Source organism: Paenibacillus sp. FSL H8-0260 (assembly GCF_045040625.1).
GTDB lineage: Bacteria > Bacillota > Bacilli > Paenibacillales > Paenibacillaceae > Paenibacillus_AQ > Paenibacillus_AQ odorifer.
This window is the reverse complement of the sequence record NZ_CP150298.1, coordinates 1,533,793-1,546,667: the sequence shown is the minus strand read 5'-3', so window position 1 is coordinate 1,546,667 and position 12,875 is coordinate 1,533,793. Positions and strand designations below refer to the sequence as shown.

Below are 12,875 nucleotides of genomic sequence, written 5' to 3'. Positions count from 1 at the left end.
CCTCCTTCCTTCAAGTTGTAGTACGGGTGGGGAAGTTTCCGCTTAACGGAACCCGCCCCACCCATAGATTGTGCACATCTTATTCCCTATTTTTAAACATTATTGCGGGATAGTTCCTTCCACACCTTTTACGAGCCAGTTCATGCCCAGCACTTCCTCCAAGGTCAGCTTCTGACCCTCCTGAACCTTCACATTCCCTTGATTATCTGAGATCGGACCTGTGAAAACCTCAAGCTCACCACTGATAATTTTGGCTTTGGCGTCTTCGACAAGCTTTTTCACATCATCTGGGATCTTGTTCCCGAAAGGAGCCAGCTCCACCATACCGTCAGCCATATCACCGGAATATTGCTCGCTCTTCCAGGTTCCATCCATAACTGCCTGCACAGCTTTTACGTAATACGGCCCCCAATTCCATACCGGGTTCGTCAAATAATTGTCCGGAGCGTATTTGCTCATATCCGAGTCATTTCCCCCGGCAAAAGCCCCTCGTTCAGCAGCAGCCTGCAGGGTTGCAGGTGAATCCTGATAGGCCAAAAGCACATCCGCACCCTTATCCAGCAAGCTGATTGCCGCTTGACGTTCAGTCGTCGGGTCATACCATGTATTCGTCCATACCACATTCACCTTTACATCAGGATTGACACTTTGTGCTCCAAGGGTAAAAGCATTCAAGTTATAGATCACTTCGCTGATCGGAAAAGCCCCTACATAACCCAACTGATTATTTTTGGTCATTTTCCCTGCCGCTATGCCGCTCAGATAGCTGGCCTGATAGTTCTTTCCGAAGTAGGTCCCCATGTTCTCTGCGGTTTTGTAACCCGAAGCATGCAGGAACTTCACGTTGGGAAATTTGCCCGCTACATTTAATGTAAAATCCATATATCCGAAGCTCGTTGTAAACACGATGTCGTGTGATTGCGCAAGCTCTGTGATGATTCGTTCGGCGTCAGCACTTTCAGGGACATTTTCTACAAAGTCAGCTTTAATCCCCAGCTCCTTCTCCATATACAGCCGTCCTTGATCATGTTGGTACGTGTAGCCGCCATCCCCTGGAGGTCCGATATAAACAAAAGCAACCGTCGGTTTCTTTGCAGCCGGTTCTGTTGTTGCAGTTGCCTCTGTTGCCGCTGTAGTTGTCGCTGGTGCCTCCGTTGCATTTGTAGAAGTATTATTATTGCTGCCACACCCCACCAAAGCCACCGTCATTAGAACCATTAATGCAAGACAAGATGTTATGAACTGACCCCTTTTTTTCATAATTCTCCTCCTCCAAATCATCTCTCATCATGGCTGCAACCATTAATGTACTTCTACTATACTTAGAGGTGGCCTTGGCGTAAATTTATATAACATACGTTTGTATTTGAATATAAGAATCAGAACTTTTTTTGTGTGTAATGCACTAATTGGTATTCGGAAGGTGAGTTACGTGTCATATTATATGACCGAAGTTGGAAAAGGAACACTATTTCAGATTACTTTTCAGATTACTTTCCAGACTATTCTTTACTTCACTTTCCATTTCTCAGAATCCATTGCTCCTGAATCTCACCAAAATCTTCTTTTGTATCTGCGTCCATGAAATAATGGGCAGACTCAGATTCCAGAACAATCCCCTTATAATCAGGTGAACGCAATATCCCCGCCGCTCCTCGATCTCCATCTAATCCCTGTAGTGCTGGAAACAACGTCTTCGAGAACAAAGCCGGGGGCATAGCCGACCCATTGCTGACGCTAGCAACATAGTCCATCTCCGGAGATTGTTCAAACGTTTGTATTAGACGATTCACTAATGCTGTAGTAATAAATGGTTGATCCGCAAGCGCCACAACTACTGCATCGGGCTGTAAAGGTAATACCGCATTAAGACCGCAGCGCAATGAAAAAGACAATCCCAGATGTGCGGTTAAGCAAGTTTCGGTACGTCTGGAGCCTTGCGGTTCAATCGCGGGTGGCAGCCATTCCAAGTTATCATCCGCACGCACTACCACGATTAGCGGTTCTAGATTGCAACGATCCAATTCACTAAGCGCGACGCTCCCGAGGGAGACCTCCTGCGACAATTTCAGTGAAACCTTGGACACGCCCATCCGCCTGCTCTGCCCCGCTGCCAAATATATTCCTGCTACCTTCAATACTATCCGCTCCTTTGGGCAGCTCTCGTGAGACAACCCTTCTAATTTGAATAATTTCTGCTATAATACTGACCGCAATCTCCTCCGGACCTTCTCCTCCAATCGGCAACCCTACAGGTGCATGCAAAGATGCAGGAGCCTCAAACCCTTCCAGTAAAAGAGATATTCGCGCCTTCGAACCGATAATCCCTATATATAGAGGGGCAAGCGGAATCACACTCTCCAGGAACTGTCTATCCCGCCCAAGTTGATGACTGCAAATCAATACATAATCCTCCCGAGTTACACCCAATCGCTGAACAACCTCCAGAGGGGAACAAATTACTTGTTCAGCTCGAGGAAACTTATTGTGCAAGCTTCCTTCGCGCCAATCCGCAACCGCAACCCGAAAGCCAACTCTGTCAGCAAGTTCCGCAATTGGAACCACATCACGTCCCCCGCCAAAAATCACAAGCCGCGGTCTAGGCACGAAAGACGTATGGAATGCTGTCAATTCTGCTGGAGCGGCCATAAAGCGACCTGCCGCCAGGTTTTCTTTTGCCGAGTGGGATAATTTCGGATGTTTCTTGCTCTGCGGCAGTTCATTGTCTGGATCCAGCTCCAGCTTATAGGCAAAATCGTTCTCCACTGCTTCGCGGAACAGAATTAGCTTTTCTCCCCTAGCCAATCTGTCACTCGCCTGCACTAAAAGCTTGTAGAGCTGACCCTGCACGGGTTCAAGCACTACTTTGATTTTGCCTCCACAGCCGACAACCTCACCCCAGGACAGATCATCCGGAGACAGCATGTTGTATTCCACAATTTCGGGCAGCCCTCGTTCCCAGATTTCAGAAGTTCGCAGTTGCAGATCGTTTTCCAGACAACCTGGACTCAGGCTCCCAATCGTACCTCCTTCAAAAAACAACATCACCGCTCCGGCTTTACGATACGAGTGTCCCTCCACCTCTATCAGCGTTGCCAGCACCGCAGGCGCCTGATGGGTTTGAATATGCATTGCGATCTCATGTGTATTCACGAGGTACCCCTCCTCCGTGTTTGCATTTCAACCCAGAACTTAGACCTTAGACTTTAAACCTTAGACCTTAGAACTCAGACCTTAGAACTCACACCTAAGTCCCGTCCGAGCATCCTCCGAAACATGAATACTAACTTCAACCTCATTAGATCATTTATTTTTTTAAAATCGACGTCCAGCAGCTCACTAAGCTTCTCGATCCGGTAGGTAGCCGTGTTTCGATGAATAAACAGTTTCTTAGCCGTCTCATTAACATGACCATCGTTCTCTAGATAAACTTCCAGCGTCCGCAGCATTTCCCTGACATACTCCGGTTCTCGGCTAAGCAACCCTCTAAGACTTTCATTACAATATTTCTCCATAACCTCTGCCGGAATTTGCCCGAGTAGCAGGTTAAGCTCAAGCTGCCGGTAATGCACAACACTCCCTTTTACTCCCCCGCCCTGAAGCATTCCCATACAATCCTTTACCTCGGCAAAAGCCTCTTTCAGCCCCTCCGGCTTTGCTTTACAACTGCTTATCGCAGCTCGCGGATAATATCCCTTATCAAACTTCATGTTGTCAAAACAAACCTGGATTAGATCCCGAAATTGTTCAGGACGCTGACGATCTCCCGGATATATAGACAAAAGTCCTTGATCTATAATCACATGAATTCCCTTTACTTCCCGCAGCCCGGGATGTTCAAGATATTCTTCTTTTAGTCTGAGCAGCTCCCCTTGGCGTTCTTCCCCAGTCGCAGCTGTATCGGTCAATAAGAGACAAAATGGTGATTGAAGCAGCTCAATCTTCAAGTCGAGAGCAGCCTGCGCCAAATCTGTGTAAGATAAATTACCGCTCAAACAACGTCTCAGCAATCCGCTAAACTCCCTGTGTTCTGCCTGTTCAAAATAATCTTCGTATCCTGAATGAATATGATATGAAATAAGTTCAGCTCCCTGAACGAACAAACTTTCTTCCATTGGGAGCAACAAAGGGTCGATGGCACAAAACAATAGATATCCGGAACACTTCTCTCCTTGCAAAAGTGGCGTACGGTAGCTCACATGATCTCCCACACGAAAGCGCTGATTCCGTTTCTGCCATGGCCACCCCTCCAGCAGCTCTGAAGGATGGTATTCAGAGTTGTTGTAGATCACATCCCCCCGTGCGCTAACCACCACAAGTGAATGGCCAATCACTTCAGACACCGAGTCAAACAACGGACGGCTGCGGACAGATCTTAAGGCGAATTGCATCAGCTTTTTCTGCTTCTCCATAATGCTCTGCAGAACGTGAGTGCTGCGGCTAAGCTCGGCGCGAAACAGACCATTCATCTGATCCGAAAAAGTAAACTCGAACGGCAGCTGGATTAGAGGGAAGTTAAGACTCTCCGCTTCTGCGACCAGTTGCTCTGGTACTTCTTCCCAAAACCGCCCCAGCTTAATGCCCAAGGCCGAAGATCCCCGGCGATTTAAAGTCTGCAGCAAGGCAGAGGCTTCCTCCATATTGTCCTTTATCAAATAGGCTGTCGTTAGCAGCATCTCGCCTTCTTTGATCCAATCCGAAATATCGGGGGCATCCATCACATTAATTGACTTCACAATTCGATGTTTCCCTTTAGACCCAGCGATAAGCTTCGCCTCGGACAAAGGATAAATGGACAACGCTTCTTCAACCGTAAGATGCATGCCACCCCTCCTTATTAGGATCAATAGAACCATTTCTGATTTATAATGTTATTTTATGTAACATTATAATTAAAATGAACCGTGTTGAATAGAGGAAAGTTAAATTTTCATGATTGAATGTAAATAAACTTAACACAAAATGAACATGGATGATGAATTATGAATTATGAATTATGAATTATTGAACTTTAGCTCATATCGTTCATGCGAACTGTATAAAGGGATTGGAAAATAGTAGGTGGAGTTGGTGGAGTTGGTGGAGTTGGTGGAGTTGGTGGAGTTGGTGGAGTTGGTGGAGTTGGTGGAGTTGGAAGAGGGCTTTCGAGTAAAAATCAATTTTTTACGGGTTCAACATGGGAGTTGATAGGAGGGTATTCTCGGACCATTCGAATTGGCCATCGGATCGAAGTCGCAGGCACACCAGCGCTGCAAGACGGGGAATTGATCGGTGGAGGAGATCCATACGAGCAGAGATAATACACCCACTGCAGCAACTGTGGTAGAGGTATTATCTCTTATAGATCCATTACAGCCAGTAGAGGTGGAGGGCACTTTTGCCCTTTTTTTAGCTACATAGGCGTCTTCGCCACATTCTAAGGGATTTATCCCGTTCTTTTTAGTTACTTGTGCCACTTCCCCGACTTCTGCGGGATTTATACCGTTCTTTTTAGCTACTTGAGCCACTCACCTAGATTCTACGGGATTTATCCCGTTCTTTTTAGTTACTTAAGCCACTCACCTAGATTCTACGGGATTTATCCCGTTCTTTTTAGTTACTTAAGCCACTTTCCTAGATTCTACGGGATTTATCCCGTTCTTTTTAGTTACTTGTGCCACTTCCCCGACTTCTACGGGATTTATACCGTTCTTTTTAGTTACTTGTGCCACTTCCCCGACTTCTACGGGATTTATACCGTTCTTTTTAGTCACTTAAGCCACTTTCCTAGATTCTACGGGATTTATACCGTTCTTTTTAGTTACTTAAGCCACTTTCCTAGATTCTACGGGATTTATACCGTTCTTTTTTAGTTACTTAAGCCACTTTCCTAGATTCTACGGGATTTATACCGTTCTTTTCTCTCCAGCGACGTATTCACTTAATTCCACTGGTCTTACACCACATAATCGAGCGCTGAATTTAACTTTTTCACTCTACTGCCCCACTATTGAGCTAACTCCAACTATCTTAGTATTAAAAGCAACTCCACAAGGCTCCCCGGTGTCAATAAAACTAAGAGCAGGAGGAAATCACATGTGTATTCCGTTAATTTGTGAACGAATAAGTGAGTGTGACGTTAGAGTGTATCGCTAGAATGTAATCCTAGAGTGTATTTCTAGAGTGTATTCCTAGAGTGTATTCCAAAAGTGTATTCCAAGAGTGTATTCCTAGAGTGTATTCCTAGAGTGTACTCCTAGAGTGTATTCCAAGAGTGTACTCCTAGAGTGTATTCCAAGAGTGTATTCCAAGAGTGTATTCCAAGAGGGTAATGGAGGAATACCGGTTAACAGTAACTAGAAAAGTATCATCAAGCTATGTTGTTCAGTAGCTACGATCTGTTTAGTATCACTTTTTCAAGATCACTGCACCCAGCATCTCAGGACTGCTGCCACACTTCATTCACCCAAGAGAGTAACCGGAGATCCTGACCATGTCCGGCAATAACGGATAATCCCAGTGGCAATCCACTTGTGGAGAGCATAGGTATTGTTACCTGAGGCAAACCCGCCAACCCTGCTATGCAACTCAACATCATCGCACCGCTACGATTCTCCTCCAATTGGCGCAAATCCCCTCCACGCAGCGGCGCTGGTCCCGGAACTGTCGGAATCACAAGACAATTGTCCTCACCTAGCAGCAAGCGCATCTGATTAGAAATCTCTTTTTGCTTACATTTCGCAACACTATGATCCTCTTCCGCCAAACTAGCAGCCCACGAGAATCGCTCTGCAATATCAGGTCCAAAGACTGGTTTCTCGTTCTCAATCCAAGCGCCATGAGTTTCCCAAATTTCATTCCCCTGCAATTCTCTAAAAACATCCATCCAGACCTTTAAACCCTCCAAAGCAATCTCTATCTCCATGAGATGATCTGCCCCGGATCGCAAACACCTTAATCCCTCCGATAAAATAGCTGCATTCTCCAGATTAACCAAAGCCCAGCAGTCAGTAGCAACAAATAAAGTACCCATTGTGTTTTTGTCTTCCATATTCTTTTTTACCTTGTTCTCCGGGCCGATCTCTAAAATTTCCTCCGTACTCTTCTCAATACGCTTCTCCAAAATCATTTCTACACTTTCCTTCTGGCTCATTTCTAAATTATTTTCATCAGTCTTCACCATGTCTCCCTCTAGGTTGTTCTCTAAATTTTTAATTACATTCTTCTCTATGCTCTTCCCTACAGTTTCCTCTATACTACTTTCTATTTTCTTCGCCATCTTCACAGATGTACTCCCAGCCACAAGCAACACTTCCCCTACCTTCTGGAGCACATCCAAACGATCTGACATCCAGCCAACGGTATCAAAAGCCGGAGATAATGGAATAACACCTTGAAAATCTACAGCTCCATGCGTTGGTCGAAAGCCATATACTCCGCAATAGGAGGAAGGTACTCGAATTGAGCCACCGGTGTCCGTACCGAGCGCAAAATCAACACTACCAGAAGCTACCGCTACTGCCGAACCACTTGAAGATCCGCCCGGGATACGACCTACAGCACGCGGATTAATCGGCGTTCCAAAATGAAGGTTCTCGCCGCCCAGACTATACATCAGCTCATCCGTATGGGCAGCACCACGAAGTGTAGCACCCGACAACAGTAAACGATGTACAGCCACCGCATGCTCCGTGGACGGATGGTGGCTATGCAGCCAATCAGGATTACCTGCAGAAGAGCTGTGTCCAGCTACAGCGAATACATCTTTTACTGCAAAGGTCAGTCCATCCAATATCCCGCTACCTAAACTCTCAACCGTAAGCTCAGGATCTATAAACGCACCATACCGATTATCCAAAACCATAATTACTCCTCCTCCCCTCACCATTACTATTACAATCCCTCTAGTAGCTTTTCGTATCCGTCACCTTTTCTCCTACGATTCCTTCAGAGTCCTTCCGGCCGCTCCATCATTCCTATACCTACCACCCAATCGCCGCACCATCGCAGCGCGGGTCCGTTCCCCCACTGCGGTATCCATTGTCATCTATCGAAATCACGTGAGCATGACCCATAACCCCATCATAGTCATCTACTTTCCGGACAGTATGACCGGCTGCGGCCAAATCTGCCAGCACCTCATCAGCTATCCTGCTCTCCACCTTCAGTTCTTGCGTAGGCTCTCCCCACGTTCTCCCCCACACAAAACGCGGCTCATTCACAGCTTTTTGTGGATTCATGCCATAATGCAGCATCCTTGTGAGCAGCAGAGTTTGAGTCTGTGGTTGACCTTCGCCACCTTGCGTCCCATACAGAATTGCAGGTTTTCCCTCACGGCAGGCCATCGCTGGCATCAGTGTGTGGAAGCTGCGCTTATGCGGCTCAAGCGTATTGATGTGCCCGGGGTCCAGCGAAAAAAACGAACCTCGATTCTGCAGCAGAATCCCAGTATCCCCAGCGACCACGCCCGAACCAAATTCAAAATACAGACTCTGAATAAAAGAGACCGCATTCCCGTCTTCATCCACAACTGCAGCATAAGCTGTATCACTGCCGATAGGCTGACTTGTCAGTTGTGTAGCTTTTTGCATCGAAATCGCAGACGCTAATTGTCCTGCATAACGTTTTTCCAGCAGCTGCTCCAAAGGTATAGCACTAAAATCCGGATCCGTAAGCACCCTATCCCGATCGCGGAAGCTTAACTTCAACGCTTCAACAAGCAGGTGATAATATTCATACGATCCATGCTCGATTGCTTCAAAATTGAAATACTCCAACATATTAAGACTCATTAGTCCTGTGAAACCTTGAGAGTTAGGCGGCACTTGGTACACTGTATGCCCGTGATAATCCGTATGAAGCGGCTCGCCCCACTCGCCCTGATGATCCGCAAAGTCATCCCGAGTCAGATACCCGCCAGATGCCAGCATAAAGTCACAGATGTCCTCCGCAATCTCCCCCTTATAAAAAGCATCCCGCCCACCCGCCGCCAATGTCCGCAGGGTGGCCGCCAGCTGTTTTTGCTGGAATCGCGATCCAGCACAAGGAATCACGCCGCCTGGCGTGTAAATCGCTGCCGCCTCCGGCGACAGCGCAGAGCCCGCAACAGCCGTGTTATTCCGCTGATCCGGAGACAGCGGAAACCCCTCCAAAGCGTAACCAACGGCAGGCTCCAGTACTTCCGCCAGCGTAAAGCGGCCATACTTACTCAGTATGGCATCCCAACTGTCTGCCATCCCCGGCACCGTAATGGCGCTGCGAATCCCCCGCCGCGGGATGAAAGCTTCCCCGGCATAGCTGCTTCTGCGGACTCCGTACCCGGAGCGCCCGCTTCCGTTATAGGCCCGAACACGCGCCTCTTGCGTGTTATAGGTCAACCAAAAGGAATCTCCGCCTAGCCCCGTCATATGCGGATATACTACAGCTAATGTCGCACTGATCGCCACCGCTGCATCAAAGGCATTCCCCCCTTTTTCCAACATACGTGCACCAGCAGCAGAAGCTAAATAGTGGGGGCTAACTACCATAGTTTTTGTGCCTATTACGGGTTTCTCCGCCATGTCCCATCCCCCTATGTTTTACGGGTTTCTCCGCCATGTCCCAACTCCTTATTTTTTGCGGCGGGTTTCTCCATCATATTCAATCTCCTATATTCTGCGGCAGGTTCCTCTGCGAGCCCCCTATAACTTCTGGTTTAATTAGTGTCATTTAACATTACACGAAAATCCTTTGTCAATCGGTTACGCTGAAACGCAAAATAAACCTCTTCTTTTTGTGAGCTATGCACAAATAAGAGGTCCTCTTTGTTTAACCTTGTAGATTCACGCCTACGAATATTATAAAATCATTTTAATTACAGGGAGCCGCATACACCCATGGCGTACTTCCGTCACCTTTTGCCGCCATATAGCTACCTATCTCGAATATGTCTAGTCACCTTTTGCCGCTATATAGCTGCCTATCTCGGTTTTGTCTTGTGGCTGCCTATCTCAGATATATCTAACTGCATCTAACCTTAGTAATCTTAGCCACTTTTACTTAGGGGGGGCTTGTGCTTTGGAACACCGAATAAACAATTTATTTTAAAATATATTGCGATAACACGGCCTGCACCTCGTAAATATTTACGGATTTATTGAAGGTCTTCTTCACCGGAAGCGTGCTGCTGGAAATGTAGATACATAGCTCCGCATCCAGATCAAAATGCCCTGCCGTCTCCACGGAATAATGCGAGATGCTTTTGTAAGGGATCGAATGATATTCTGTTTTTTTGCCCGTCAGACCTTGTTTATCCACCAAAATAAGCCGCTTGTCCGTAAAAATGAACATATCTCTAATCAGCTTATAGGCGCGTTCAATTTTCTCCTGAGGGGCAAGAATTTGTGCGTATTCCCGCTGGACCTCCGTAAGATTCACTTGCGATGCATTGCCCATTAATCCGTCAAAAAGTGCCATATCTCTTCCTCTTTTCATCCGTTAAATTTAGCCACTTGCCCCCCACTACAGAACCATATTATTCTATTTTTCATATTCTATGCTGTGTAAAAATACTCTCTGACATCTTTTTACTTGCTTATTTTTTGATTTTTGATTACACTGTCATTAAATTTACTAAGAGAGGGGTGTGGAAGGAATGGATCACAATTGGACCAACAGTGTTATGAGTCGGCTACCTAAAGCGATAGCTGGCATTGCTCATGTAAATGGCGATAACGGGAGAAGTCTGTCCATTTGTATGAATTTAATAACACTACACAATTGTGAAATGCCTTTCCTGCCATCACCCGGACGGATCAGTTAACCGGAGAATGATAAGGCCGTGGGGAAATTTCCCTACGGTCTTTTTTTATGGTTTTTTACAGGATTTCGGAGCCATTTAGGGTACTGGTGGTGCGAAGGGCATTCTTAAAGGAGAATATATATGATCATCCAATGCCAAAATGTTCAAAAATACCACGGGGCACAACTCGTGCTGAATAGCATTACCTTCGATATCCGCCAAGGGGAAAAAATTGGCCTGATCGGCCGCAACGGTTGTGGCAAAACGACACTATTCCACCTGCTGAACGGGGAAGAACGTCCCGATGAAGGGCAAATTTCAATACGCAAAGGTAGCGTAGTAGGCCTGTTGGCTCAAATACAAGAAGTTAGCGAAAAAGAAACCGTATATGATGTTCTACAGCGCAGCTTTGCTGAACCTTTGCAATGGCAGCACCGCCTGCGGGAGCTTGAGCTGGAAATGTCCAGCTTTAACAGCGGAACGGATGAAACCCTCTGGAATCGGCTGTTAAAAGAATATGGCAGCTTGCAGGATAAGTTCGAGGCCGCCGGAGGGTACGAGATCGAATCCTCTATTCAGCGCGTAGCCTCGGGTCTCGGGATCGGAACCGGACAATACAGCCGACTGTTCGCCTCTCTTTCAGGAGGAGAAAAAACAAAAGTCGGACTTGCGGAGCTGCTGCTGCGCCGTCCAGACATCCTTTTACTGGATGAACCAACCAATCATCTCGATATGAATGCCATCGAATGGTTGGAGCAATTTTTACAGAGTTATGATGGAACAGTGCTGGCGATCTCCCATGACCGCTACTTTCTGGACGCTGTAGTCAAGAAAGTCATCGAGATTGAGGATGGCGAGGCTTTTACCTTCCACACCAACTACAGCGGCTATCAAGTGGAGAAGGAAACACGACTTCTTCAACAATTTGCTGATTATCAAGAGCAGCAGAAAAAAATAAAACAAATGCAGGAAAGCATCAAACGTCTCATTGAATTTGGCAATCGTGGGACCCCTCCTAACCCTTCCTTTTACCGGAGAGCAGCATCCATGCAAAAAGCACTGGATCGTATGGTGAAGGTTAAACGTCCTATTCTGGAGCGCAAATCGATGGATTTGCAGCTACAGCAAAATGACCGTTCCGGTAATCAGGTTGTCATTTTGGAGGATATCGGAAAAGCATATGGTCAGCGAAGCCTTTTCACAGAGGCAAACGAAGTGCTTCGCTACGGAGAGACTACGGCACTCATCGGCGGTAACGGGGCAGGTAAAAGTACACTTTTAAGAATTATTTTAGGGCAGGAAACCCCGGACAGCGGAAGCTGTACACTCGGCTCAAGAACTTTGGTCGGCTACCTCGCACAAGAGGCTGTTCCGGAAAATAACAAACAGTCTGTACTCCGCTACTTCCGCGAAGAAGCTGGACTTGAAGAAGGTGAAGCTCGCGGGCAGCTTGCACGTTTCCTATTCTATGGTCCCGATGTATTCAAAGACATTACGAATCTGTCCGGTGGTGAATGGACCCGCCTGCGTTTCGCTGTACTAATGCATCGCAAGCCAAACCTGCTGATTCTCGATGAGCCGACCAATCATCTGGACATAGATTCTCGTGAAGCACTCGAAGAAGCATTAGAGGAGTTTCCAGGCACAGTTCTGGCGGTATCTCATGACCGTTATTTCATCAATCGTCTATTTCACAAACTATGGTCCATTGAAGACGGGCGGTTTGGAGTGTTCAACGGAAACTATGAATATTACAAGGAAAAACAAGCTGAAAAAGCATTATTAGCTCCCTCTTTTGCGGATCAAGCTAAACCTTTCTCTGCAGAACGAACAAGTTCACGCCCTGATAAGCCTCAATCTAACAATTCAGGGAAAGAAACCAACGCTAAATCCTCCAGTTCCCGTAGGAAAAACACCACCTTCGACTGGGAAACGGCCATTGCAGAGGTAGAGAAACGCCTTGGCGTGATCGATGCCAAGATGTTAGAGCCCCTGATCAGCAGCGATGCAGTTGAACTTGCTGAATTGCAACAAGAACGTGATGCGATACAGGAACAGTTGGATGAGCTCTATACAGGATGGATGGAGACAACTGATCTATAAATTGATCTATAAG

At 46.7% G+C, this 12,875-nt stretch carries 11 protein-coding genes; 2 read left to right on the top strand and 9 right to left on the bottom strand.

Translation table 11 applies throughout. From position 1 onward, the window contains the following. Positions 1-99: 99 nt before the first annotated feature. The 9 genes from MHI51_RS06765 to MHI51_RS06725 form a co-directional block, all read right to left on the bottom strand. Positions 100-1,260: a BMP family ABC transporter substrate-binding protein gene (locus MHI51_RS06765; protein WP_036680038.1), complete on the bottom strand. Its 1,161-nt coding sequence runs from the start codon at positions 1,258-1,260 to the stop codon at positions 100-102. 254 nt (positions 1,261-1,514) lie between these two features. Next, positions 1,515-2,087 carry an NTP transferase domain-containing protein gene (locus tag MHI51_RS06760; RefSeq protein ID WP_175617362.1) on the bottom strand — a complete coding sequence of 191 codons (573 nt, stop codon included), beginning with the start codon at positions 2,085-2,087 and terminating at the stop codon, positions 1,515-1,517. Further along, the gene (locus MHI51_RS06755; protein ID WP_076276665.1) at positions 2,029-3,153 is read right to left on the bottom strand and encodes an XdhC family protein; all 1,125 of its coding nucleotides are present in this window, start codon (positions 3,151-3,153) and stop codon (positions 2,029-2,031) included. The genes MHI51_RS06760 and MHI51_RS06755 overlap by 59 nt, the downstream gene beginning before the upstream one ends. A gap of 74 nt (positions 3,154-3,227) precedes the next feature. After that, the gene (locus MHI51_RS06750) at positions 3,228-4,823 is read right to left on the bottom strand and encodes a PucR family transcriptional regulator (protein WP_076276666.1); all 1,596 of its coding nucleotides are present in this window, start codon (positions 4,821-4,823) and stop codon (positions 3,228-3,230) included. A 348-nt stretch (positions 4,824-5,171) separates the two neighbouring features. Then, on the bottom strand, positions 5,172-5,507 hold the full coding sequence (locus tag MHI51_RS06745; protein WP_143761899.1) for a hypothetical protein: 336 nt from the start codon (positions 5,505-5,507) through the stop codon (positions 5,172-5,174). A 93-nt stretch (positions 5,508-5,600) separates the two neighbouring features. Continuing rightward, positions 5,601-5,753, bottom strand: a complete 153-nt coding sequence (locus tag MHI51_RS06740) for a hypothetical protein (protein WP_179087005.1) — start codon at positions 5,751-5,753, stop codon at positions 5,601-5,603. A gap of 665 nt (positions 5,754-6,418) precedes the next feature. Next, the gene (locus MHI51_RS06735; protein ID WP_405173704.1) at positions 6,419-7,843 is read right to left on the bottom strand and encodes an amidase family protein; all 1,425 of its coding nucleotides are present in this window, start codon (positions 7,841-7,843) and stop codon (positions 6,419-6,421) included. A gap of 118 nt (positions 7,844-7,961) precedes the next feature. Further along, the gene (ggt, locus tag MHI51_RS06730; protein WP_076276667.1) at positions 7,962-9,539 is read right to left on the bottom strand and encodes a gamma-glutamyltransferase; all 1,578 of its coding nucleotides are present in this window, start codon (positions 9,537-9,539) and stop codon (positions 7,962-7,964) included. A gap of 517 nt (positions 9,540-10,056) precedes the next feature. Continuing rightward, the gene (locus tag MHI51_RS06725) at positions 10,057-10,434 is read right to left on the bottom strand and encodes a PH domain-containing protein (protein ID WP_036680049.1); all 378 of its coding nucleotides are present in this window, start codon (positions 10,432-10,434) and stop codon (positions 10,057-10,059) included. 178 nt (positions 10,435-10,612) lie between these two features. On the opposite strand from MHI51_RS06725, the gene MHI51_RS06720 reads away from it, so the two are divergent. Beyond that, positions 10,613-10,780: a hypothetical protein gene (locus tag MHI51_RS06720; protein ID WP_162636617.1), complete on the top strand. Its 168-nt coding sequence runs from the start codon at positions 10,613-10,615 to the stop codon at positions 10,778-10,780. 120 nt (positions 10,781-10,900) lie between these two features. Further along, complete coding sequence (locus tag MHI51_RS06715; protein ID WP_405173703.1) at positions 10,901-12,862, top strand: ABC-F family ATP-binding cassette domain-containing protein; 1,962 nt, start codon at positions 10,901-10,903, stop codon at positions 12,860-12,862. The last annotated feature ends 13 nt before the right edge of the window (positions 12,863-12,875 follow it).

What these genes read in the sequence shown, in the direction of transcription:
- MHI51_RS06750 (WP_076276666.1), bottom strand. Translation starts at nt 4,823, where the DNA reads ATGCATCTTACGGTTGAAGAAGCGTTGTCCATTTATCCTTTGTCCGAG.
- MHI51_RS06720 (WP_162636617.1), top strand. Translation starts at nt 10,613, where the DNA reads ATGGATCACAATTGGACCAACAGTGTTATGAGTCGGCTACCTAAAGCG.
- MHI51_RS06765 (WP_036680038.1), bottom strand. Translation starts at nt 1,260, where the DNA reads ATGAAAAAAAGGGGTCAGTTCATAACATCTTGTCTTGCATTAATGGTT.
- ggt (WP_076276667.1), bottom strand. Translation starts at nt 9,539, where the DNA reads ATGGCGGAGAAACCCGTAATAGGCACAAAAACTATGGTAGTTAGCCCC.
- MHI51_RS06725 (WP_036680049.1), bottom strand. Translation starts at nt 10,434, where the DNA reads ATGGCACTTTTTGACGGATTAATGGGCAATGCATCGCAAGTGAATCTT.
- MHI51_RS06735 (WP_405173704.1), bottom strand. Translation starts at nt 7,843, where the DNA reads ATGGTTTTGGATAATCGGTATGGTGCGTTTATAGATCCTGAGCTTACG.
- MHI51_RS06715 (WP_405173703.1), top strand. Translation starts at nt 10,901, where the DNA reads ATGATCATCCAATGCCAAAATGTTCAAAAATACCACGGGGCACAACTC.